Source organism: Bradyrhizobium sp. B039 (genome assembly GCF_038965675.1).
In the GTDB taxonomy this organism is placed as follows: domain Bacteria; phylum Pseudomonadota; class Alphaproteobacteria; order Rhizobiales; family Xanthobacteraceae; genus Bradyrhizobium; species Bradyrhizobium diazoefficiens.
The window spans coordinates 5,688,030-5,710,501 of sequence record NZ_CP152416.1; the positions used below are offsets into that span (position 1 = coordinate 5,688,030).

Consider the following 22,472-nt stretch of genomic DNA (forward strand, 5'->3'; position numbering starts at 1 on the left):
AAAGCGTCAGCCCAGGACGCCGGTCGCCCGCAGCGTCATCAGGAAGAAGGTGCCGCTCATCATGCTCCAGAAGCCGGCGATGACGGTCGCCATCATCACGAATTCGAGGCGGCGGCTTTCCAGCCGCATGCCGCGCAGCGTGTTGCGCATGATGATGAAGGGGGCGGCGAACACCAGGAACGGCACCGCCGCGAAGGTCTTCGGGGCCACGCCATCCTGCAACAGGCCGAAGCCGGCGGGCCGCTGCGCGACCGCCTGGTATCCGTTCACGAGTGCGCCAGCGAGCGCGAAACCGATGCCAATCGAGAAGAAGGAATTGAGAGCTTCAGGTGTCATCGGAACGGTCCGCCCTTACGCAACGCCGGAGCCTTCCTGTGACAAATAGTGCCGGTTAACGCTACATTATCCTTAAGGGAAGGTTAACGCCGCCGGCCATCCGGCGCAGGGCCCTCCCCCTTTCCCCGCAGCCGGGGAACGCTCCGCGAAATCGCCGCCGCATGGCATATTCGCCGCTGATTCGTCGGCCATCGGCCGACCACGGGCCCACGCGCGCTAGTCATGACGGTGTTTTCGGCAGCCTCCCCTCGGTCCCCCCGGACGCGCACCCGGGCGCATATCGTCCCGATCGTGCTCGGCGGCGCGGCGGCGGTGTGCGCCGTCGCGCTCGTCGCCTATCTGTTGTGGCCGACCTGGGGCACCAGCGGCGCCAACGCCCCCGACAAGCTGCCGGTGAGCGTTGGCGGCACGCTGTTCAACCTGCCGACGACGGCAATCCGGATGAAGATCCAGCGTCACTCGGGGCCGCAGGAGCGCATCGATCTCGACTTCCTCTATCCCTCGCTGGAGCCGCCCGGCACGCCGAAGCACGTCAGCGCCGACACGGTGGATGCGTCATTGCTGCCGATCGACCGCATCTTCCTGTCGATCGCGGCCCATCACGATGCGCTCTCGCCCGAGCAGCGGACCGCCACGATCTATCCGCGCTATCTCGAGCCGGGCGCGACGATGCCCGAGGACGGGCTGACGATGCGGATGTTCCGCGCCGATACACCTTACGGCAGCGAGGATCTCTATTCCGCCGCAAGCCCCGCGCTGACCGCACGCTGCACGCGCGATGCGGCGACCCCGGGCATGTGCCTCTCCGAGCGCCGCGTCGGCGGCGCCGACCTCACCTTCCGCTTTCCGCGCAGCTGGCTGTCGCAATGGCGCGATGCGGCGGAGGCGATGGAAAAGCTGACGGCGCAGTTGCGCGGGCCGAAGAGCTGAGCGCGACCTCTACGCCCGTGGCGAGACCAGTTTGCCGGGACGGGCTTAGGGGCCTCCCGATAAAAAATGTCGAAAACAACCCCATGCACAGTAGCCAAACATCGGCAGCATAGAGCGCTTTCGTATTTTTCGAAGTCGCGCTTGACCCGTCGGGCAAGACAGGGGCATGATGTCAGCATGGGGTAACCGATCGAACGATGCGGCCACACATCTCCCACCCGGTGCCCAGCTGCTGGGGCGCGAATGGCTCGGCTTCGACGAGAGCGGGCATGCGCTGATCCGCTTCCAGGCTCAACCCGCATTCACCAACAGGCATGGGACCATCCAGGGCGGATTCCTTGCGGCGATGCTGGACTCCGCCACCGGGATCTGCGCGCTCGCAGCGCTATCCCCTGACCAGACTGTGATCACGCGGAGCCTGGACACACGCTTCCTGAAGCCCGCAACGGTCGGACCGATCACGGCGCGGGCACGGGTCATCGAGCGGACGGAGCGCGACATGGTCGTGCAAGCCGACCTCGTCGATGCAGAGGACATCACTGTCGCTGATGCCACGGCGCGGCTGCGCCGCAACGGTCGGACCGATCACGGCGCGGGCACGGGTCATCGAGCGGACGGAGCGCGACATGGTCGTGCAAGCCGACCTCGTCGATGCAGAGGACATCACTGTCGCTGATGCCACGGCGCGGCTGCGCATTCTTACAAGGAAATAGAATGAGGGGTCGCGGTGTGCGCGGCCCCATTGAGCGACACGATCGCCGCGCTATTCCTGATCGACGAGATCGTCCTCGAGGATCGCCATCTGGAACTGGAACGAGCGATCGTCGTCCTCGTCGTCGACGAACAGCACGCCGATGAACTCCTCGCCGATATAGACTTCGGCGGAATCGTCCTTCTTCGGCCGCGGCACGACGCGGATCTTGGGATTGCCGAATACGCGTTTCAGATACGCGTCGAGCTTCCTTACTTCCTTGACGTCCACGGCAAGTCTCCAATCGAAATCTGGGTTGGCGGGGTTTTAGGCCGAGACGCGACGAACCGCCAGCATGAATTGCCAAAGAATTTGGGGACGGACAGGGCCGGAGAATCCGGCCCCTCTTCTTGAGCTCAAAGCCCCATCGCGTTGATCATCTGATCCATGGTGCGCGACGGCTCGGCGCAGCCGGCCTCGCCGACGATCTTGGCGGGCACGCCCGCGACCGTGACGTTGTGCGGCACGGGCTTGACCACGACCGAGCCGGCCGCGATGCGCGCGCAATGGCCGATCTCGATGTTGCCGAGGATTTTCGCGCCCGCGCCGATCAGCACGCCATGGCGAATCTTCGGATGACGGTCCTCGTTCTCCTTGCCGGTGCCGCCGAGCGTGACGCCGTGCAGGATCGAGACGTCGTCCTCGATCACCGCCGTCTCGCCGCAGACGAAGCCGGTGGCATGGTCGAGGAAGATGCCGCGGCCGATGCGCGCGGCGGGATTGATGTCGGTCTGGAACACCGCAGAGGCGCGGCTCTGGAGATAATACGCGAAATCCTTGCGGCCCTTCAGCCAGAGCCAGTGCGCAAGGCGATGGGTCTGGATCGCGTGGAAGCCCTTGAAGTAGAGCAACGGATCGATGAAGCGGGAGGTCGCGGGATCGCGATCGTAGACGGCGACGAGGTCGGCGCGGAAGGCGTTGCCGAGATCGGGATCGTCGCGCAGCGCCTCGTCATAGGTCTGGCGCACGAGATCGCCCGACAGCGCGGAATGATCGAGCCGGTCGGCGAGACGATGGATCACCGAATCCTCGAGACGGCTGTGATGCAGCACCGTCGAATAGATGAAGGTCGCAAGCTCCGGCTCGCGATGGACGATGTCCTCCGCTTCGCTCCGGATCCGGTCCCAGATCGGATCGAGGGATGCGAGCTTTCCTCCCGGATTGACCTGATGCACTGCCATGGGATCTGCTCTTTCGAATGGGCTCGTTTTGTTGGTTCTATAGCACAGTCTAGGCGACAAAGTCCTGACGGGCTTGCCTGAGAGTGAACAGCACCTTGCCCCGCGAAAGCCGCCAACGCGTTGAAACACAACAATTTCTTCTGACGCCCCCAGGCGGCAAGGTCGGCTAAAAGTGGTCAGGGTTTTGCCAAATTCAAGCCGGGCAGCGTCAAACTATTGGTGAATTCGCTCCCACCCCTTATTGCAGGCATGGTCCGGACGACGACGGAGCGGATTTGACCACCACCACCGATCATTTGCGCGCGCGCCCCGCGGGCTCGTTCTGGGTGCGGCTCGCCGCTCTGGCCCTACCCCTCCTGATGATCGCGCCGGCGTTCTGGAACGGCTATCCGCTGTTGCAGTGGGATACCGGCGGCTATCTGGCGCGCTGGTACGAGGGCTATCTCGTCCCCAGCCGGTCCACCGTGTTCGGCCTCTATCTCCACTCCGGCGAAAGCTTCGGCTTCTGGATCAACCTCGCGATCCAGTCGCTGGCGACGCTGTGGCTGTTGCAGCTCAGCTTGCGCGTCCTCGGCCTGTTGCAGACGTTCCGCTTCGTCGCGATCAGCCTGCTCCTGATCCTGTCGACCGCGCTGCCCTGGCTGGCCAGCATGCTGCTCACGGACATCTTCGCGGGACTGTCGGTGCTGTCGCTGTTCCTTCTCGTCGTCGGAGCCCAGCGCACGTCGCCGCACGAAAAAATCGCGCTGTTCGTCTTCACCGCCTTTGCCGCCGCAACCCACAGCGCCACACTCGGCGTGCTGCTCGGACTCTGCCTCGCCGGCTGGATGGCGCGGCCGTTCGTGGGCCGCAGGCTTCCGCTCGCCGGACTGGCGCAGGCGAGCATGACCATCGTCGCGGGCGGCCTGATGCTGGTCTCGGCGAACCATGCGCTGTCGGGCAAATGGGCCTGGACGCCGGGCGGCTACGGCGTCGCCTTCGGCCGCATGATGCAGGACGGCATCGTCGCGCGCTATCTCAACGACCACTGCCCGCGCGAGAGCTTCAAGCTCTGTCCCTATCGGAACGAATTGCCGGCGACCGCCGACGAATTCCTGTGGGGCAAGAGCGTGTTCAACGCGCTCGGCCGGTTTGAGGGCATGAACGACGAGATGAGCTATATCGTCGTGCACTCGCTCGCCGACTATCCGGCCTGGCAGGCCGGCGCCGCAATGCGGGCGGTGGGCCAGCAATTGCTGCACGTGGCGACCGGCGAAGGCACCAGCGGCTGGATCCCGCACACCTACGGCATCATCGAGCGCTACATCCCCGCACAGATCGCGCCGATGCGCGCGGCGCGGCAACAGCAATGGGATGTCAATTTCGACTACGTCAACTGGCTGCATGTTCCCGTCGCGCTGGCCTCGATGCTGGCGCTGGTCGGGTTGCTCGCGCATGCGCTGGCGCGCCGCCGGCTCGACGATCTGACGTTGCTGGCGGCGACGGTGACGCTCGCGCTGCTCGGCAACGCCTTCATCTGCGCCGTCATCTCCGGTCCGCACGACCGCTACGGCGCGCGCATGGTGTGGGTTGCGACCTTCGTGGTGCTGATGGCGCTGGCGCGCGCGTTCGGCGACGAGGAACCTAAAGGCTCAGCCGCGGCGTGAGAGAAAATCGAGCACGCCGGTCTTGTAGGCCTTGTCGCCGACCGCGCGCATGTGATCGCGGCCCGGAATGTCGAGCACTTCCGAGCCCGGAATGATGGCGCCGAGCGCGCTGGCCGAGCCAGCGACGTCGTCGGTAGAGCCGACCGCGATCAGCACGGGCACGTCGATGCGTGCAGCTTCGCCCCTGGTCATGAGGTCGCGCGTGCCGCGCAGGCAGGCGGCGAGCGCCCTCCGATCAGAGCGGGTCTGATCGGCAAACGCGCGGAAGGTGCGCCCCACGGGATCGGAGACGTCGTCGAGCGCGGGCGCTTCCAGCGCCTTCGCGACATTCTCGCCGGGCCCGGTGCCCTCGATCAGGCCGCCGATGCCGATGCCGCCGAGGATCGCCGAGCGCAGGCGCTGCGGCTCGTTCAGGGAGAGCCACGCCGTCATCCGCCCACCCATCGAATAGCCCATGATGTCGGCCTGCGGGATGGCGAGATGGTCCATCAGCGCGAGCACGTCGCCGGCCATGGTCGGAATCGAGTATTGCGCGGGCTCGTAGAGCTTTGCGCTTTCGCCGTGGCCGCGATTGTCGAGTGCGATGACACGGCGGCCGTTCTTGCGCAGCTCCGAGACCCAGGTCGGATAGACCCAGTTCACGTTCTTGCTGGAGGCAAAGCCGTGCACCAGGATGATCGGATCGCCCTCGCCTTCGTCGAGATAGGCAATTTCAACGGCGCCGTTGTGAAAGCTCGGCATCAGATATTCCGCGGTGTTGAGGGGAAGGGTTGATTCTAGGCCGGACCGGCCGCACTTGCCAGAGCGGCTTCGGCGGCGACCTGCGCCCGGCGAAGCCGCCTCGCCCGTCTGCGATCGCACCAGGCCTGCGTCAGGCGCTCGGTGGTGGCCTTGATCGAAGACAATAGGCCGAACAGCGTCAGCGCCGCACCGAACAGCCAGAGCGCAAGATCGAACGCGCCGCCGACGAGCAGCAGCGCGCCGCGGCCCAAGAGCTTCATGATCGCGCGGGTCTTGCTGCCCTGCGCTTCAGCAAGCCGCGCCGCGCGCGCGACGTCCTTGGGGCCCTCGGCGATGCGCAAGCTGTCCATCGCGCCGCGCGTGCTGGTCTTCTCGGCAACGCGCGTGACGTCCTTGCCGAGCCGGACCAGGGCACCTGCCTTCTCGGCACGGAACGCGGCCTTGATCGCGCTCACGGTCTGGCCCGGCCGCAGCACCGAGCCGGACGCCACCGCGTTCTGGAGCACCGGCGTGTCGACAACCTCGCGCGCGGACCGGCCGGCCCAGGCCGCGAGGCCCTCGCCGAGCCGCCCGACTTTCCGCGCATCCTTCACCAGCGTCAGGCCGGCGCGCACGGGCGCGGCGCCGCCGATGGACACATAGGTTGCCGCCGTCACCGCAAGGCCCGCGGCTGCAAGGCCCAGCACCAGACGGTCGGTGTCCTCGCCCATGGCGAGATGCTTGCCCTCGCGCACGACGTCCCTGACGTCGCCGATCACGAAGAGATCGCCGACCACGGTTCCGGACAGGCTTGCGACATCGTCGGCGCTGCCGGTGACGAGACCGGTCGCGAAGCGCCTGGCGAAATGCGAGGTGGAGTTTTCCTCCTTGACCGCATCGCTCACCCTGGCGAGGAGGTCGTCGGGCACCGCGATGTTGCGGTCACGCGCCAGCGCGACAAAACTGTCGGCGAGATCGGCATCGCCGGCGGCGAGCGCGGCCTCGATGTTATCCTGAACCAGGCGGTCGTTCTGTCGCAGTACGGCGTCGAGCTTCAGCTCGGACAGCGCGGCCGGATCATCCCGGGCGGCGAGAATCGCGCCGGCCTCGCGGGCGTGCGGCGCGACCTGCGCGAGCATGAAGCTGCATGCCGCGATGCCGGTCAACGCTGTGCTGATTCGCAGCCACTTCATGCCAAGAGCCCGGATGTTCCCAGATCGTTTGCCTGGATCGTTTGCGCCTGAAGGTTGATCTTTTGCCCCAATTCCACTCGTCCACAGACATAGTATGCCAAAATTGCGACACAACGTCCCCGACGAAAGAAGGGCTTCTCTCAGGCCGCAAGATTGTGTCGAATTTGCATGAGCAAATGAGCATGGGGCAGTTGCGAACCTTTCGGTTCCGCCGGGCTAGCAATCATCTGCACCCGCCAGTATGGTCCGCGGCGCCTCAAAGATGCCGCGTCAGTTGTGATTGTGTCTGCCGCCACTGCCACTCCAGGATGAGTTACGATGTCCGACCATGTCGTCCCGCACTTCCATAACGATGCCGGTGTTCCCGTCATCGAGATCGGCTCGCAAGAGTTCATGTGCGTGGGCGCCAACCCTCCGTTCGATCATCCTCACGTCTTCCTCGACCTCGGCAACGACAACGAGATCATCTGCCCCTACTGCTCGACGCTGTACCGCTTCGCGGCCGACCTGAAGGCCGGCGAAGCCCGTCCGCCGGAATGCGTTCTGAAGGACAAGGTGGCCTGACCGCGTCCACCGGTCAGGGGTGGCGCTCTCCCGAACGATTGTCATTGCCGGAGCCGGAATCGGTGGACTGACGGCCGCGCTTGCGCTGGCCGCCCGGGGCTTCCGTATCGTCGTGCTGGAAAAAGCCGAGCGCCTCGAGGAAGTCGGTGCGGGCCTGCAACTCTCCCCCAATGCGAGCCGCGTGCTGGTCGGGCTCGGCCTGACCGAACGGCTCAAGCTGCGTGCCGTCGTCCCGGAGGCGGTCTCGATCATGAGCGCGCGGGCGGGCGGCGAACTGCTGCGCATGCCGCTCGGCGAAGCGGCCTCGGTGCGCGCCGGCGCACCCTATTGGGTGGTGCACCGTGCCGACCTGCAGTCCGCGCTCGCCGGCGCGGTCTCCGACCATCCCGACATCGACCTGAAGCTAGGTGCGACCTTCGAAGACGTCGCGCCTCATGCCAAGGGGCTGACCGTCGTCCATCGCAGCGGCACGATCCGCCGCAGCGATCTCGCCAGCGCGCTGATCGGCGCCGACGGCATCTGGTCGACGGTACGCCAGCATCTGTTTCCCGAGGTGCAGCCGCGCTTCTCCGGGCTGATCGCCTGGCGCGGTACGCTCGACGCCACGCAGCTGCCGAAGGACTACACCGCGCGCCGGGTCCAGCTCTGGATGGGCCCGAACGCCCACCTCGTTGCCTATCCGATCGCGGGCGGACGACAGATCAACGTGGTCGCGGTGCTGCCTGGCACCTGGAACAGGCCGGGCTGGAGCACGCCCGGCGATCCGCGCGAGGTGATGGATGCGTTCGCCGCGCCGCGCTGGCCGTCGCAGGCGCGGATGATGCTCGCCGCAGTCGATGGCTGGCGCAAATGGGCGCTGTTCGGCGTGCCCGACGGCTGCCCCTGGAGCAAAGGCCCGGTCGCGCTGCTCGGCGACGCCGTGCATGCGATGCTGCCGTTCGCCGCGCAAGGCGCCGGCATGGCGATCGAGGATGCCGCCGTGCTGGCACAGCATCTGAGCCCCGAGACCGCCGAGAGCACGGACGGCATCGTCGCAGCGCTGAAGCAATATGGCCGCGCACGCCAGGCGCGCGTGCGACGGGTGCAGCGGACCGCACGGCAGCAGGGCCGCATCTATCATTTCAGCGGACCGCTCGCGATTGCGCGCGATGTTGCGATCCGGGCGCTCGGCCCGGAGCGCATGCTGGCGCGGCAGGACTGGATCTACGGCTGGCGCCCCTGATGCGAAGCGCTGCAGGCGCGGCGCTTCAGCGGACCGCTTTCCCGGATTTCGGCGCAGGCTTGGCGGCAGCCGCAGGCGCAGCAGCCGGTGCCGGCTCGGGCGGCGTTTCGCGGCACCTGTTGCGGCGCCAGGCCTCTTCGGCCAGCTGCGCCTGACCACGCACCGCGACGTACTCGTTGCGATAGGCGAGTTCGGCCACGACGGCGCCGCCGGCGCCGGTCTGCGCCTTGTCCATCAGCCTCTGCAAGTCCGCGGTGCGGCTGGCGAGCCCCTTGCGCTCGGACTCGAGCTGCTTGCAATCATACAGATCGTATCTTGCCGGATCGGCAAACGCCGGAGCGACCGTCTCGCTCATGCTCGCGCAGCCGGACAGCGCGCCGCCCGCGAGCAGCACGAAAAGCGCGCCGCAAAAGCGCAGGCGATGGGAAAGCGAAGCAACCATGCCGGATGAATAGTCCCCGTGGATTGAGAATGCCTAAAGCAGCAACAGATGTCCGGATTGAGGCTTTGCCTTGTGCGGCCGGCTCGCTTAAGGAAGAACCACCCACCCGGCCCGCGAAGCGCCAATTCCAAACGGCCGAAGGTGGACTTAAGTGTTTGATCTCGTTGGATCAAGCGGGCATGGCGGAATTGGTAGACGCAAGGGACTTAAAATCCCTCGGTGCGCAAGCGCTGTGCCGGTTCGACCCCGGCTGCCCGCACCACGAGAGTTGACGGCGCGAGGACGGCGGATGGCGCCGTCTGCAATCGCATCGCTTTCGTCCCGGTACGCTGACGTCATTTCGAGTCCCGGCGTAACTCAGACGGCGACATTCCGCTCGACCCTGAGCTCCCTGAACACCTTCGTGACCGGCAGGTGAAGCGGCAAATCCGTGTTGGTGTGGTGCCAGCTGAACGGGCACGACTTCTCGATCGAGATTCCCGGCGTCGAGTTGAGCGCGCCGAAGCCATCGATCGTGCCCATCACGTCGACGATCTTCTTGTACCGGGGCGGCATCGCGACCGCCGCAGACACCGTGACAATCCAGAACTTGTCGTCGGGAATGGTCTGTTCGATCGCCGGCTGCTCCCTCAGCTCGTACAGCGCTTCCGAGACCACGAGGTTGCCCTTGGAGTGTCCGGTCACCAGCGAAAAGCTGAAGCGATCATCGGCCAGCAAAGCCATGACCGTCCTTGTATCCAGGCTGACGCGGCCGAGTTCGAGCGGTGATGTCGGCGGACTGACGGTCTCGGGCCGGTTCAGCGCCCGGCTGACGTCGTCCAGCTCCTCGAACTGATGGCGCAGGCGGTTGAGCGTGCCGAACCAGAACCAGCCACCGAGCGCCTCGGTCAGGAGATCGGCAAGCCCGTAGCCCGACACCACGGCAGCAGCCGACACGCCAAACGCGTCGGCGACATTCCGTGCGAAGGCCGCCGCCCCCAGCGCCGAACTGCCGACGCCGGCCACCGCCAGGATACGGACATCGGCGCCGCCAGCATTGACGAAGTCTTCCACGGTGTTGCAGAGCTTGAGCGATCCGGCGCCGGATGGCGGGACGATCAGGATCGCGCCCTCGCGCGCGAGCCAAGGCGCAGTCTCGTGGGCCTCCTCTTGGGTCACCTTGCCGATGTCGTAGAAGATTCCGTCGAGCACCGCGTTTCTGCGGCGAAACGACTCCAGGGCGGCCTCGCGCAACGGCGTCCGGGACTCGAAGATCTCCTCGAAGCTGTTGCGGCCGAGCTGGGCCGTCGCGAGCGAGCGTTGCGTAGAGAGCATCACGGTTCTCCGCGGCCATTCCGGCGACGGATACCGTAGCAAGAATCCTGCCACCTTGGGTGGTATCGCCGCGCCGCTTCGTCAGGCTGTTGACCGAACGCCTTCCAGGCGGCGTGGCCGGTGCAACGGCGCTCGCGCCCCAGCCGACCTGTCCCGGAGCGACGGCGGGCCTCACCAAGCCTTGTCCGCTCCCGCTCCGCCTGACAGCCATCTCAAAACATGGGTTGTGCGCCGCAGCATGGACAATACATAAAGCCTTCCAATCAGAGGTGAGCTTCTTGTCCGACGTCAATGCCGACAGCTGGGTGTCCTCGGGACACCGGCCCATGGGTTTTCCCGAATTCGTCATCGTGATCGCGTCCATCATGGCGCTGAATCCGCTTGCGATGGACATGATGCTGCCGGCGCTGCCCAATATCGGGACCGCCTTCAAGATTCCCGTCGCCAACCATCTCCAGCTCGTGCTGTCGACCTTCCTGATCGGCTTCGGCGTGGGTCAGTTCGTCATGGGTCCGTTGTCGGACCGTTTCGGCCGTCGCCCGGTGTTGCTCGGCGGCATGGCGGTCTATGCGGTGGCGAGCGTGCTGGCGGTTGCCGCGCCCTCGTTCGAGACGCTGCTGCTGGCACGCGCGCTGCAAGGGCTCGGCACCTCGGCAACGCGCGTGATCGCGACCTCGATCGTACGCGACTGCTATGTGGGCCGCCGCATGGCGAGCGTGATGTCGCTTGCCATGATGGTGTTCATCGCGGTGCCCGTGATCGCGCCGTCGTTCGGACAGGCGGTGCTGCTCGTCACGCAATGGCGCGGCATCTTCGTCGTGCTGATGCTGTACGGCCTGCTCGCGCTCGCATGGTCCGTGCTGCGGCTGCCCGAAACCCTCCCTCAGTCAGAACGCAGGTCGCTGGCGCCCGCCGACGTGCTCTCGGCGTTCCGGCAGACCCTGACCAATCGCCAGACCATCGGCTATGCGACGGCCGCCGGCAGCGTCATCGGCGCACTCTTCGCCTATGTGTTCTCGGCCCAACAGGTCTTCACCGGCGTCTATCACCTCGGCCACTACTTCCCGCTCGCCTTCGCTGCGATCGCGGCCGGCACCGCCATTGCCGGCTTCCTCAATGCGAGGCTGGTCGGGCGGCTCGGCATGCGCGTGATCTCGCACGGCGCCCTGACGCTCTATGCCGTGGTCGCCAGCGTCATGCTGGTCACCGAAATCCTGAACATGCTGCCGCTTGCCCTGTTCATGGCACTGTCGGCGCTGATGATGTTCTCGTTCGGCATGATGGTCGCCAACTTCACCGCGCTCGCCATGGAGCCGCAGGGCCATATCGCCGGTACCGCCTCCTCGCTCTACGGCTCGATCACGACGCTGATCGGCATCGCGGTCGGCATGGCGATCGGGCAGAGCTTTGACGGCACGCTGCTGCCGTTCTCGGTCGGCTTCTTCCTGTCGACGCTGGCTGCGCTCGCGATCGTGCTGGTGGTGGAGAAGGGCCGGCTGTTCAAGCCGCATCATCGCCCCACCGCATGAGGAACTTCCGGCCGGCATCGATGTTGTAGTGCAGCAATTCGAGAGGCCGCCGCCATGGAACCGGAACACCGCGAAGACCCCACCCCGGATCGGCCTGATACGGGGCGTTCCGAGCCAAACGCCGAGCAGGCTGCGTTCAACGCGCCTTTCGCAAGCGAAGGCCTCGAGCGGCTGCGCGACAGCCATTGCTGAGCGCGCAGCCTATTCCGTCGGACGCCGGCTCGCACTGAAATCATTTGCGCTGCTCTCGGGCGCGGCGCTGCTTCCGCGCGGCGGCACCATCAGCACGACCACCTCCCGCGTGAGACCGGGCCGGCCCCACAGCGTGGCCTGCACGGTGAATTCACGCCTGACGAACTGTCCGGCGCCCGAGGACACCCGTTCCATCCAACGGTTGCAATAGTCCTGGCCGCGGAAACAGAGCGCGGCCCAGCCGCGATCCAGCGTCCTCTTGCGCGGCAAACCCCAAGTGTATTGATACGCGAGCGGCCGTGCATAATAGGGATGATCGGGGCTATAGAATGCCGCCGCAAAAGCCAGCGCATCATCGCCGCTCACGGCGCTCAGCGGCTCGCCGGTCAGCTCGCGCCACTCGCGCGTCAATTCGCCGGCCGCCTGCGCGTAGAAGTTCCGGCCCTCTTCGTAGCCGTGATTGTTGCGATAGACGGCATGGATCGGGGCCGCGACCAGGACGGCGGCGAGCGCGACGCCGGCCGCGGTCACCGCGAGGTTGACGGTGTAGAACCGCTCGATCGGATAGCGCGTGCCGCAGACCACGAGAATGACGAACAGGAACAGCCCCTGCAACGCCCACAGCGACGGCAGATCCGTCCCCACCACCAGCGACGTCAGGACCGGCAGCACGATCGTGCCGATCGCAATGTAGAAGAGAAGCCGCAGGCCCGGACTCATTGCCATGAAGTCGGCCGGAAACTGCTTCAGCCGCGTGCCGGCGATGAGCATCCAGAGCACGGCCGACACGCTCATGGCCGCAACCAACCCCAACAGGAAATTCTTCGCCTCACCGAGCGAGCTCACAGCGCTGCCGTTGGCGTGAGCCAGCGCATAGGTGAAGGCCGACGCGCCCGTCGTCGCGAGCCAGTAGAGGTGCGGCGACAGCGCCGCGAGCCCGACGGCGACCGAGATCCAGGGCGAAGCCGAGGTGAAATAGGCGCGCCGTGCCGGATGCGCCAGCGCGGCAAAGGCGAAGCTCGCGACGAGAAAGATCGAATAATATTTGCTGACCATCGCGAGCGCCGTCGTGCATCCCACAGCGACCGCCCACAGCTTGCCGCGCGTCTCGAATGCGCGCAGGAAGCACCAGGTCGCCAGCGGCCAGGTCGCGAGCAGCACCGCATTGGCGTTGAAGCGCTGGGCGTGGAATTGATAGGCCGGCGTCAGCATCAACAGCAGCAGCACCAGGACGCGCTTGTGCCCGGTCACGAACTGCCGCGAGATCAGATCGACGAAGAACAGCGCAAGCCCGGCATTGGCCATCGCCAACAGTTGCAGCGACCCGTCACTGAGCGGAAAGACGAAGGTCCATGCCGCCGCGACCCACCCCATCAACGGCGGATGCTTGTGATAGCCCCAGGCAAAGTTCCGTCCGAGCGTCCAGGCCTCGAGCGTATCGGGGTGCAGGCCGCCGCCGGCATAGGCGATGGCCAGATAGAGCGTCCAGATCGCAACGAAGCAGGCGATGAGAAGCGGCACGGCCCAGCCCGCTTCGACGCCGTCGAGCCAGCGCAGGAAGGGCCGGCGCCATCGCGCCGGCGCGCGATCGGACCGTTCGGCCATCGCCTGGAATGCAAAATCGACTGGCACAGGAATCAATTGGGACACGGAAAGTGATGCGCGAAGACGGCACATCTATTTCAGGTTGGAAACAAATAGCAATGATTGGAAACTGGAAGAGTTAAAGGCTCCACGGTCGTCTCGAGCCGGCAAACGACAACGGCGCCGCTGGTGACAGCGGCGCCGCGTGATGATCCGGACGAAAGGCGGAAGGACCCGCCCGCCTACTCCGACTTGTCGACGTTCCAGAACAGGGGCGTTGCGGGGCCGTCGAGCACACCGCTCAGCGATTTGCGCCAGCCGCTCGGCAGCAGATACTGCCCCAGCGGAACGTAGATCACCTGCTCATAGGCTTCTTTCTGGATGTCGGCGGCGATCTTCTTCTGCTCGTCGACCGACGGCGCGCGGACGAAAGCATCCTTGAGCTGCTCGATCTTGGGGTCTTCCGCCCAGCCGAACCAGCCGCCCTTCTTGCCCTGGCCGCCGATCGAGAGATTGGCGATCGGGTTGGAGACGTCGGCCGCGACCCAGTTGGTGAAGAACATGTTCCAGCCGCCCTCCTTCGGAGGCTTCTGGCTGGCGCGGCGGCTCACCACCGTCTGCCAATCGGTCGCTTGCAGGTCGACCTTGAAGCCGGCCTCGCGCAGCAACTGGGCCGCAACGATCGGCTGCGCCTTGAGCGTCGTGACGTCGCCGGGCGCCATCACCACGACCGGAGTGCCGTCATAGCCGGACTCGGCGAGCGCCTTCTTGGCTTCCGCCATGCCATTGCCCTTCACCAGGGTCTCGGCGCCGACGTCGGTCGCGAGCGGGGTATCGCACACGAAGAACGCGCCGCAGACCTTCTGATATTTGGCGTTGCCGACGAGCGCATCGAGAACGTCCTTCTGGTTCATCGCCAGAAAGGCAGCACGGCGCACCTTCACGTTGTCGAACGGCGGATACAGGAAGTTCATCCGGCCGAGCGTCTGGAAGCCGAACTTGTTCGAGACCTCGATCGTGATCTCCTTGTTCGCTTCCAGCACCGGCAGCATGTCGTACGGAAGGTTCTCCACGAAGTCGATGTCGCCCGACTGCAGCGCGTTCACCGCGGTCTGCGAGTCCGGCATCGTGATCCACTCGACGCGGTCGACCTTCACCACCTTGCCGCCGGAGGTCCAGCTCGCCGGCTCCTTGCGCGGCACGTAATCGGTGTTCTTGACGTAGACAGCCTTCACGCCGGGCTGGAATTCCGACTGCACGAACTTGAACGGGCCCGAGCCGATCTGCTCGGGGATCTGCTTGTCCGGCGGCGTCTCGGCGAGGCGCTTCGGCATCATGAAGGCAACGCGCGAGGACGGCTTGCCGATGGAGTCGAGCACGAGGCCGTAGGGCTCCTTCAGCTTCAACGTGATGGTCTTGGCGTCGGTCGCCTCGAGGCTCGCGGTGAAGTCCATGAGCTTCTGGCCCATGCCGTCGACCGCGCCCCAGCGCTTCAGCGAGGCAACGCAGTCTTCCGCGGTCACCGGCGCACCGTCATGCCACTTCAGGCCGTCGCGCAGCGTGAAGGTGTAGGTGAGCTTGTCGTCGGAGATCTTCCAGTCCGCCATCTGCGGCTGGATCTTGAAGTTCGAATCGGTGGCCACCAGCGTGTCGTAGACCATGTAGCCGTGGTCACGCGTGATATAGGCCGTGGTGAAGATCGGATCGATGATGCGCAGATCGGAATGCATTACCGCGGTGAGGGTCTTGCCGGCTGCAAGCACTGGCGAGGCCAGCGCGGTCGAGAGCGCGACGACCGACAGCGCAAGTTTGGAGGCGAACGCGCGAGGCGCCCGGCGCATGAAGTGGAACATAAAAAGTTTCTCCTGACGTGAAACTGTTCAAAGGCAGGTTATTGGTTGGGCATTCGGTTCGTTCTTTGGGCGAACTAACCTCATGCAATGCCTTTATCTTTTCGAGACTTGCAGACAGTGCCGAGCGCGTCAATCCGGTTTCGCTGCAGGCCCAGGCGGCGCGCGCACGGGCTCCCCAAAGATCGGTTTGGCTCTACAACGCTCTCCGCTTGTCCTGCCCCGCGCCGATGCAATGCGCGTTCCATCTTTCGAAGCTTGAGAGACATTACGATGAATCCAGCCAATCTTCCCTTCGATTCCGAGGCGATGCTCGAGGGCCTGCGCGGATGGGTGGAATGCGAAAGCCCGACCTGGGACGCGGGCGCCGTGAACCGCATGCTCGATATCGCAGCGCGGGATATGGCAATCATGGGTGCGACGATCGAACGCATCGCCGGCCGCCAGGGCTTTGGCGGCGTGATCCGTGCGCGCTTTCCCCATCCGAAGCAGGGCGAGCCCGGCATCCTGATCGCCGGACACATGGATACCGTCCACCCGGTCGGCACCATCGAGAAGCTGAAATGGCGGCGTGAGGGCAGCAAGTGCTACGGCCCCGGCATCTGCGACATGAAGGGCGGCAACTATCTCTCGCTGGAAGCGATCCGGCAGCTGGCGCGCGCCTCCTTCACCACGCCGCTGCCGATCACCGTGCTGTTCACGCCGGACGAGGAGGTCGGCACGCCCTCGACACGCGACATCATCGAGGCCGAGGCTGCGCGCAACAAATACGTGCTGGTGCCCGAGCCCGGCCGTGCCGACAACGGCGTCACCACCGGACGTTACGCGATCGCGCGATTCAATCTCGAGGCGACCGGCCGGCCGAGCCACGCCGGCTCGACATTGTCGGCGGGCCGCTCGGCGATTCGCGAGATGGCGCGGCAAATCCTCGCCATCGATGCGATGACGACGGAGGACTGCACCTTCTCGGTCGGCGTCGTGCATGGCGGACAATGGGTTAATTGCGTTGCTACGATCGCCACCGGCGAAGCGCTTTCGATGGCCAAGCGCCAGGCCGATCTCGATCGCGGCGTCGAGCGGATGCTGGCGCTGTCAGGCACAACCAATGATGTTGCGTTCAAGGTGACGCGTGGCGTCACCCGGCCCGTGTGGGAACCCCATGCCGGCACCATGGCGCTGTACGAAAAGGCGCGCGACATCGCCAGATCGCTCGGCGCCGAGCTGCCGCATGCGAGCTCGGGCGGCGGCTCGGACGGCAACTTTACCGGCGCGATGGGCATCCCGACGCTCGACGGCCTGGGCGTGCGCGGCGGCAATGTCCACACGCTCGAAGAGTATATCGAAGTCGAGAGCCTGGTCGAACGCGGCCGCCTGATGGCAGGACTGCTGGCCACGCTGGAGTGATTAGATCGTCATTCGGGGGCGCGTCGAAAGACGCGAACCCGGAATCTCGAGATTCTTCGATGCTGGCGTATCGCCCCGGAATGACGCCGCAAGAAAATAACTGGCCGCACTGCAAAACCTGTGGCCCTGATGGCACGGGAATTGCTCAAATGTTAGGCTGATGGCAGAACAGGCAACGACCGCTGCCGCCGATTTGACTCTAATCTGACGGATTCAACTTGCTCGGATATCTCCTTCGCCGAATCTTCGCCGCCGTGCCCGTGATGGGCGTCGTCGCGCTGTTCGTCTTCCTCCTGCTCCGCCTCACCCCCGGCGATCCCGCCGCGATCCTCGCCGGCGACAACGCGACGCCGGAACGGCTGGAGCGCATCCGGACCTCACTCGGCCTCAACGAGCCCCTGATCGTGCAGTTCATCACCTGGGTGAACAAGCTGCTGCACGGCGATCTCGGGACGTCGCTGATCTCCAACCTGCCGGTGATGAAGATGATCGGCCAGCGCGTCGAGCCGTCGATCTCGATCGCGCTGTCGACCATCATCCTCGCCGTCATCGTCGCGGTCCCCCTGGGGGTGATCGCGGCGTGGAAGCACGGCACCTGGATCGACCGTTTCGTGATGGGTCTCTCGGTGCTCGGCTTCTCGGTCCCGGTGTTCGTGGTCGGCTATGTCCTGATCGAGGTCTTCGCGATCGACCTGCGCTGGGTGCCGGTGCAGGGCTTCAAGAGCATCTCGAACGGCTTCGGTCCGTTCTTCGAGCGCATGATTCTGCCGACCTGCGCGCTCTCCTTCATCTACATCGCGCTGATCGCGCGCATGACGCGCGCGGCGATGCTCGACGTGCTCGGCGAGGACTATGTCCGCACCGCGCGCGCCAAGGGCATCAATGAAGTCGCCGTGATGATGCGCCATGCGCTGCGCAACGCCGCCGTGCCCGTGATCACCGTCATCGGCACCGGCTTTGCGCTTCTGATCTCCGGCGTCGTCGTCACCGAGAGCGTGTTCAACATCCCCGGCATCGGCCGCCTCACCGTGGATGCGGTGCTGGCGCGCGACTATCCGGTGATCCAGGCGATGATCCTGCTGACCTCGCTGATCTATGTCGTCGTCAATCTTCTCATCGACGTCGCCTACACCCTGCTCGATCCCCGGATCCGGTACTGAGGCAAGGATAAGGACAAAAATGTCGGTCGATACCCTTCCCCAGTCGTCCATTCCGATCACGTCGCCGCTGCGGCCGCGCTTCGGATTCCTCACCTCGACGCCGATCATCGCCACGGCGACGGTCCTGCTAGCGCTGATCGTGCTGATCTCGATTCTGGCGCCGCTGATCGCGCCGCACGATCCGATCCAGCTCGCGCCGTCGCAACGATTGAAGCCGACCTCGGCGCAATTCCTGCTCGGCACCGACGCCTACGGACGCGACCTGCTGTCGCGCGTCATCTATGGCGGCCGCATCTCGCTTCTGATCGGTGTCGGCTCGGCGATCCTGTCGATCGTCATCGGGCTGGCGATCGGCCTCGTCTCCGGCTTCTTCAAGCTGATCGATTCCGTCCTGATGCGGGTCATGGACGGCCTGATGGCGATGCCGAGCATCCTGCTCGCGATCGCCGTGGTGTCGCTGTCCGGTGCCAGCATCTGGACCGTGCTGATCGCGATCACGATCCCCGAAGTTCCGCGCGTGGCGCGCCTGGTGCGCTCGGTCGTGCTGTCGGCGCGCGAGGAACCCTATGTTGAAGCGGCGATCTCGGTCGGCTCATCCCTGCCGAAGATCATGTGGCGGCACTTGATGCCGAACACGATCGCGCCCCTGATCGTGCAGGGCAGTTACGTATGCGCCTCCGCGATCCTCACCGAGGCGATCCTCTCCTTCCTCGGCGCCGGCATCTCCCCGGAGACACCGACCTGGGGCAACATCATGGCCGAGGGCCGCCAGTACTTCCAGATCAAGCCGTCGCTGATCTTCTGGCCGGGCCTCCTGCTCTCGATCGCCATTCTCAGCATCAATCTGATTGGCGACGCCGCCCGCGACGCCCTCGATCCCCGCATGAAGCAGCGGGAGGGGAAGTGAAACCATTGATTCCGTCATTCCGGGGCGGTGCGAAGCACCGAACTATGGTGCGCAGTTGCGCATCTGAGAATCTCGAGGTTCCGGGTTCGCGCTTGCGCGCGCCCCGGAACGACGGTGGAGACATTGCATGACCAACACCATCCTCGACATCAACAACCTCGTCGTTTCCGTCGGCAAGAAGCCGAAGGCGGCGAACATCATCGATGGCATCTCGATCCAGGTGCGCGAACGCGAGACGCTGTGTCTCGTCGGCGAAAGCGGCTCGGGCAAGTCGGTGACCTCGCTGACCACGATGGGCCTGCTGCCGAAGGGCACGCTGGTGCCCACCGCCGGCAGCGTCAAGCTGGTCGGCGAAGAGCTGCTCACCGCGACCGACCGCCGGCTGCGCCAGCTCCGCGCGACGCAGATGGCGATGATCTTCCAGGAGCCAATGACCGCGCTCAATCCGGTCGTGCCGGTCGGCCGGCAGATCGACGAAGTGCTGCGCGCGCACACCAATCTCGATGCCAGGGCACGAAAGAAGCGCATCCTCGACATGATGGAGCAGGTGCGCCTGCCCCAGGTCGAGCGCATCTTCGCCTCCTACCCGCACCGCCTCTCCGGCGGCCAGCGCCAGCGCATCATGATCGCGATGGCGCTGGTGCTCGAGCCGAAGCTGCTCATTGCCGACGAGCCGACTACCGCACTCGACGTCACCACGCAGAAACAGATCCTGACCCTGATCCGCGACCTCCAGCGCGATCACGGCACGGCCGTGCTGTTCATCACCCACGACATGGGCGTGGTGGCGGAAATCGCCGACCGTGTCGCCGTGATGCGGCAGGGTCGCCTCGTCGAGACCGGTCAGCTCGACGCCGTGCTGCGCAATCCGACCATGGAATACACCCGCAACCTGCTCTCGGCGGTGCCGAGCCTCGTGCCGCGCGCGGCGCGGCCCGAGACCAAGGAACCGGTGGTGCTGGAGGCCAACGACCTCAGCAAGGTCTATAAGGAGCGCGCCTTCTTCGGCAAAGGCCGCGAGGTCGTCGCCGCCGACAAGGTGACGCTGACGCTGCGCAAGGGCCGTACGCTCGGCATCGTCGGCGAGAGCGGCTCGGGCAAGTCCACGGTGGCACGCTGCATCGTGCGCCTGATCGACCCGACCTCCGGCGGCGTGCGCCTGTCCGGTCGCGAGATCTCCGACATCTCGCGTCGCCTGCTCCAGCCGCACCGGCAGAAGATCCAGATCGTGTTCCAGGATCCCTATCGCTCGCTCAACCCGCGCATCACGGTGGGCGAGAGCATCGCGGAAGGCCCGATCAATTACGGCGTCGCGCATGCCGACGCGATGAAGCGCGCCCGCGAGCTGCTCGAGCTGGTCGGCCTGCCCGCCGATGCCGTGTCACGCTATCCGCACCAGTTCTCCGGCGGCCAGCGCCAGCGCATCGCGATTGCGCGAGCGCTCGCGCTCGATCCGGACGTGCTGGTCGCGGACGAAGCGGTCTCCGCGCTCGACGTCTCGGTGCAGGCCCAGGTGCTGGAACTGCTCGACGAGATCCAGAAGCGGCTCGGCATCGCGATCCTGTTCATCACCCACGATCTCCGCGTCGCAGCGCAAATCTGCGACGAGGTCGTGGTGATGCAGCACGGCCGCGTCGTCGAACAGGGCCCCGCCGCCGAAGTGCTGACGCATCCGAAGGAGGCCTACACCAGGGCCCTGCTGGAGGCGGCCCCCGGCCGCGGCTGGGACTTTGCGAACTTCCGGCCGGTGTCGGAGGGCTTGGTGGCGACGGCGTAACTCCACTCTCTCCTCGTCATTCCGGGGCATCGCGAAGCGATGAGCCCGGAATCCATCAGGCCGCAGACTCTGTCGCATGATGGATTCCGGGCTCGCGCCAAGTGGCGCGCCCCGGAATGACTGCGGAGCAGCATTCCCAAAACGATCTGACCCTATGCACGGCGCGATTGCTTCTCACCTTGCTCTCGCCGCAAGGGCAAGGCTAACGTCGAAGGCTAGCGCGCGCACTTTCAATCGACTGGACTTGAATTGATGACACGTATCGCCGTCGGCGGCTTCCTGCACGAGACCAACACCTTCGCCCCGACCAAGGCGACATTCGCGGACTTCCAGCATGGCGGCGGCTGGCCGGCGATGACTGAAGGTGCCGACGTGCTGAAGGTGATGCGCCGCATCAATGTCGGACTCGCCGGTTTCGTCGACAGCGCCGAAGCCAACGGCTGGGAACTCATTCCGACCATCGCCTGCGGCGCGAGCCCCTCCGCACATGTCACCAAGGATGCGTTCGAGCGCATCGTGAGGGTGATGGTTGACGGCATCGCAGCCTCGGGCCCGATCGACGCCGTCTATCTCGACCTGCACGGCGCGATGGTGACGGAGCATCTCGACGACGGCGAAGGCGAAATCCTGGCACGGGTACGCCGCGTCATCGGCGAGGATGTTCCGCTCGTCACAAGCCTCGATCTTCACGCCAACGTCACGCCCGCGATGATCGGGCATGCCGACGCGCTGATCGCCTACCGCACCTATCCGCATGTCGACATGGCCGAGACCGGCCGCGCCTCGGCGCGACATCTCGCGCTGCTGTTGAAGACCAAGCAGCGCTTTGCGAAAGCCTTCCGGCAACTGCCGTTCCTGATCCCGATCAGCTGGCAGTGCACCAACGACCAGCCGACCAAGGGCATCTACGAGAAGCTCGCCGCGCTCGAGAGCGACGGGGTTCCGACGCTGTCCTTCGCGCCGGGCTTCCCCGCCGCCGACTTCCGCGATTGCGGGCCCAGCGTGTTCGCCTATGGCAAGACGCAAGCCGACGCCGATCGCGCCGCGGATGCGATCGTCAAGCTGATCGAAAGCCACGAGGACGATTTCGACGGCAAGATCTGGTCGCCCGACGACGGCGTGCGCCATGCGATGGAGCTCGCGAAGGGCGCCAGCAAGCCGATCATCATCGCCGACACCCAGGACAATCCCGGCGCCGGCGGCGATTCCGACACCACCGGCATGCTGCGCGCGCTGGTGCGCAACAAGGCCAGCGCCGCGACCGGCGCGATCTACGATCCGGAATCGGCCAAGGCCGCCCATGCGGCCGGTGTCGGCGCCACGGTGACGCTGTCGCTCGGCGGCAAGTCCGGCATTCCAGGCGACGAGCCCTATCGCGAGACCTTCGTCGTCGAAAAATTGTCCGACGGCCGCTTCATCGCGCCCGGCCCCTATTACGGCGGCCGCGAGATGGAGATGGGTCCTTCCGCGGCCCTGCGCATCGGCGACGTTCGTGTCGTCGTCTCCTCGCACAAGGCGCAGCTCGCCGATCAGGCGATGTACCGCTATGTCGGCATCGAGCCGACCGAACAGAAGATCCTGGTCAACAAGAGCTCGGTGCACTTCCGCGCCGATTTCGAGCCGATCGCGGAACAGCTGATGATCTGCGCCGCCCCCGGCGCGATGCCGGCCGATACCGCCTCCCTGCCCTGGACGAAGCTGCGCCCGGGCATTCGCATCAAGCCGAACGGCCCCGTTTTCGATCCCCCTTCACGCTAACCGGACAGGACA

General features: G+C 65.6%; 20 protein-coding genes and 1 tRNA gene. 12 read left to right on the forward strand and 9 right to left on the reverse strand.

All coding sequences use genetic code 11. The annotated features are described in order from the left end of the window. Positions 1-6: 6 nt before the first annotated feature. The gene (locus AAFG50_RS26960; RefSeq protein WP_011088330.1) at positions 7-336 is read right to left on the reverse strand and encodes a hypothetical protein; all 330 of its coding nucleotides are present in this window, start codon (positions 334-336) and stop codon (positions 7-9) included. A 222-nt stretch (positions 337-558) separates the two neighbouring features. Between AAFG50_RS26960 and AAFG50_RS26965 the strand changes: the two genes are divergently transcribed. Together AAFG50_RS26965 and AAFG50_RS26970 are read left to right on the forward strand one after the other, a co-directional pair. After that, entirely contained in the window at positions 559-1,266 is a 708-nt protein-coding gene (locus AAFG50_RS26965; RefSeq protein ID WP_028175406.1) for a hypothetical protein, read from the forward strand. 166 nt (positions 1,267-1,432) lie between these two features. Next, positions 1,433-1,942: a PaaI family thioesterase gene (locus tag AAFG50_RS26970; protein WP_231166516.1), complete on the forward strand. Its 510-nt coding sequence runs from the start codon at positions 1,433-1,435 to the stop codon at positions 1,940-1,942. 87 nt (positions 1,943-2,029) lie between these two features. Here AAFG50_RS26970 and AAFG50_RS26975 read toward each other — a convergent pair whose 3' ends face one another. Together AAFG50_RS26975 and cysE are read right to left on the reverse strand one after the other, a co-directional pair. Then, a complete protein-coding gene (locus tag AAFG50_RS26975; RefSeq protein ID WP_007602550.1) occupies positions 2,030-2,248 on the reverse strand; it encodes a DUF3126 family protein in 219 nt (72 codons plus the stop codon). A gap of 125 nt (positions 2,249-2,373) precedes the next feature. Continuing rightward, positions 2,374-3,198, reverse strand: coding sequence for a serine O-acetyltransferase (gene cysE, locus AAFG50_RS26980; RefSeq protein WP_028175407.1), 825 nt, complete (start codon positions 3,196-3,198; stop codon positions 2,374-2,376). Positions 3,199-3,473: 275 nt separating this feature from the next. On the opposite strand from cysE, the gene AAFG50_RS26985 reads away from it, so the two are divergent. Beyond that, positions 3,474-4,844 carry a hypothetical protein gene (locus AAFG50_RS26985; RefSeq protein WP_028175408.1) on the forward strand — a complete coding sequence of 457 codons (1,371 nt, stop codon included), beginning with the start codon at positions 3,474-3,476 and terminating at the stop codon, positions 4,842-4,844. Here AAFG50_RS26985 and AAFG50_RS26990 read toward each other — a convergent pair. Both AAFG50_RS26990 and AAFG50_RS26995 read right to left on the reverse strand, forming a co-directional pair. Then, positions 4,830-5,585 (reverse strand): alpha/beta hydrolase, encoded by a 756-nt coding sequence (locus AAFG50_RS26990; protein ID WP_028175409.1) that lies wholly within the window; start codon positions 5,583-5,585, stop codon positions 4,830-4,832. The genes AAFG50_RS26985 and AAFG50_RS26990 overlap by 15 nt on opposite strands. Positions 5,586-5,620: 35 nt before the next feature. Then, a complete protein-coding gene (locus tag AAFG50_RS26995) occupies positions 5,621-6,757 on the reverse strand; it encodes a hypothetical protein (protein WP_028175410.1) in 1,137 nt (378 codons plus the stop codon). A gap of 318 nt (positions 6,758-7,075) precedes the next feature. On the opposite strand from AAFG50_RS26995, the gene AAFG50_RS27000 reads away from it, so the two are divergent. Further along, a complete protein-coding gene (locus AAFG50_RS27000; RefSeq protein WP_007602543.1) occupies positions 7,076-7,321 on the forward strand; it encodes a zinc-finger domain-containing protein in 246 nt (81 codons plus the stop codon). Between the two features lie 19 nt (positions 7,322-7,340). Continuing rightward, positions 7,341-8,543, forward strand: a complete 1,203-nt coding sequence (locus tag AAFG50_RS27005; RefSeq protein ID WP_011088337.1) for an FAD-dependent monooxygenase — start codon at positions 7,341-7,343, stop codon at positions 8,541-8,543. A 25-nt stretch (positions 8,544-8,568) separates the two neighbouring features. On the opposite strand, the gene AAFG50_RS27010 is transcribed toward AAFG50_RS27005, so the two are convergent. Further along, positions 8,569-8,985, reverse strand: coding sequence for a hypothetical protein (locus AAFG50_RS27010; protein WP_011088338.1), 417 nt, complete (start codon positions 8,983-8,985; stop codon positions 8,569-8,571). 173 nt (positions 8,986-9,158) lie between these two features. Here AAFG50_RS27010 and AAFG50_RS27015 point away from each other — a divergent pair. Beyond that, a tRNA-Leu gene (locus AAFG50_RS27015) sits at positions 9,159-9,247 on the forward strand. A 95-nt stretch (positions 9,248-9,342) separates the two neighbouring features. Here AAFG50_RS27015 and AAFG50_RS27020 read toward each other — a convergent pair. Continuing rightward, positions 9,343-10,299, reverse strand: a complete 957-nt coding sequence (locus tag AAFG50_RS27020; protein WP_039184824.1) for a hypothetical protein — start codon at positions 10,297-10,299, stop codon at positions 9,343-9,345. A 278-nt stretch (positions 10,300-10,577) separates the two neighbouring features. Here AAFG50_RS27020 and AAFG50_RS27025 point away from each other — a divergent pair, with 278 nt between their 5' ends. Continuing rightward, a complete protein-coding gene (locus AAFG50_RS27025) occupies positions 10,578-11,828 on the forward strand; it encodes a multidrug effflux MFS transporter (protein ID WP_028175412.1) in 1,251 nt (416 codons plus the stop codon). Positions 11,829-12,029: 201 nt separating this feature from the next. On the opposite strand, the gene AAFG50_RS27030 is transcribed toward AAFG50_RS27025, so the two are convergent. Beyond that, entirely contained in the window at positions 12,030-13,625 is a 1,596-nt protein-coding gene (locus AAFG50_RS27030; RefSeq protein ID WP_333937944.1) for a glycosyltransferase family 39 protein, read from the reverse strand. A gap of 221 nt (positions 13,626-13,846) precedes the next feature. After that, positions 13,847-15,457, reverse strand: coding sequence for an ABC transporter substrate-binding protein (locus AAFG50_RS27035; RefSeq protein ID WP_028175414.1), 1,611 nt, complete (start codon positions 15,455-15,457; stop codon positions 13,847-13,849). Between the two features lie 270 nt (positions 15,458-15,727). On the opposite strand from AAFG50_RS27035, the gene AAFG50_RS27040 reads away from it, so the two are divergent. The 5 genes from AAFG50_RS27040 to AAFG50_RS27060 all read left to right on the forward strand — a co-directional run bounded on the left by AAFG50_RS27040 (position 15,728) and on the right by AAFG50_RS27060 (position 22,460). Beyond that, positions 15,728-16,858: a M20/M25/M40 family metallo-hydrolase gene (locus AAFG50_RS27040; protein WP_028175415.1), complete on the forward strand. Its 1,131-nt coding sequence runs from the start codon at positions 15,728-15,730 to the stop codon at positions 16,856-16,858. Between the two features lie 218 nt (positions 16,859-17,076). Continuing rightward, a complete protein-coding gene (locus AAFG50_RS27045) occupies positions 17,077-18,018 on the forward strand; it encodes an ABC transporter permease (RefSeq protein ID WP_028175416.1) in 942 nt (313 codons plus the stop codon). Positions 18,019-18,037: 19 nt separating this feature from the next. Beyond that, positions 18,038-18,925 (forward strand): ABC transporter permease, encoded by an 888-nt coding sequence (locus AAFG50_RS27050; protein WP_028175417.1) that lies wholly within the window; start codon positions 18,038-18,040, stop codon positions 18,923-18,925. A 127-nt stretch (positions 18,926-19,052) separates the two neighbouring features. After that, on the forward strand, positions 19,053-20,702 hold the full coding sequence (locus AAFG50_RS27055; protein ID WP_028175418.1) for an ABC transporter ATP-binding protein: 1,650 nt from the start codon (positions 19,053-19,055) through the stop codon (positions 20,700-20,702). Positions 20,703-20,954: 252 nt separating this feature from the next. Then, positions 20,955-22,460 (forward strand): M81 family metallopeptidase, encoded by a 1,506-nt coding sequence (locus AAFG50_RS27060; RefSeq protein WP_028175419.1) that lies wholly within the window; start codon positions 20,955-20,957, stop codon positions 22,458-22,460. Positions 22,461-22,472: the final 12 nt, after the last annotated feature.

Coding starts and splice junctions, on each gene's coding strand:
- AAFG50_RS26960 (WP_011088330.1), bottom strand. CDS start 336: ATGACACCTGAAGCTCTCAATTCCTTCTTCTCGATTGGCATCGGTTTC.
- AAFG50_RS26965 (WP_028175406.1), top strand. CDS start 559: ATGACGGTGTTTTCGGCAGCCTCCCCTCGGTCCCCCCGGACGCGCACC.
- AAFG50_RS26970 (WP_231166516.1), top strand. CDS start 1,433: ATGATGTCAGCATGGGGTAACCGATCGAACGATGCGGCCACACATCTC.
- cysE (WP_028175407.1), bottom strand. CDS start 3,198: ATGGCAGTGCATCAGGTCAATCCGGGAGGAAAGCTCGCATCCCTCGAT.
- AAFG50_RS26990 (WP_028175409.1), bottom strand. CDS start 5,585: ATGCCGAGCTTTCACAACGGCGCCGTTGAAATTGCCTATCTCGACGAA.
- AAFG50_RS26995 (WP_028175410.1), bottom strand. CDS start 6,757: ATGAAGTGGCTGCGAATCAGCACAGCGTTGACCGGCATCGCGGCATGC.
- AAFG50_RS27000 (WP_007602543.1), top strand. CDS start 7,076: ATGTCCGACCATGTCGTCCCGCACTTCCATAACGATGCCGGTGTTCCC.
- AAFG50_RS27010 (WP_011088338.1), bottom strand. CDS start 8,985: ATGGTTGCTTCGCTTTCCCATCGCCTGCGCTTTTGCGGCGCGCTTTTC.
- AAFG50_RS27020 (WP_039184824.1), bottom strand. CDS start 10,299: ATGCTCTCTACGCAACGCTCGCTCGCGACGGCCCAGCTCGGCCGCAAC.
- AAFG50_RS27030 (WP_333937944.1), bottom strand. CDS start 13,625: ATGGCCGAACGGTCCGATCGCGCGCCGGCGCGATGGCGCCGGCCCTTC.
- AAFG50_RS27035 (WP_028175414.1), bottom strand. CDS start 15,457: ATGTTCCACTTCATGCGCCGGGCGCCTCGCGCGTTCGCCTCCAAACTT.
- AAFG50_RS27040 (WP_028175415.1), top strand. CDS start 15,728: ATGAATCCAGCCAATCTTCCCTTCGATTCCGAGGCGATGCTCGAGGGC.
- AAFG50_RS27050 (WP_028175417.1), top strand. CDS start 18,038: ATGTCGGTCGATACCCTTCCCCAGTCGTCCATTCCGATCACGTCGCCG.
- AAFG50_RS27055 (WP_028175418.1), top strand. CDS start 19,053: ATGACCAACACCATCCTCGACATCAACAACCTCGTCGTTTCCGTCGGC.
- AAFG50_RS27060 (WP_028175419.1), top strand. CDS start 20,955: ATGACACGTATCGCCGTCGGCGGCTTCCTGCACGAGACCAACACCTTC.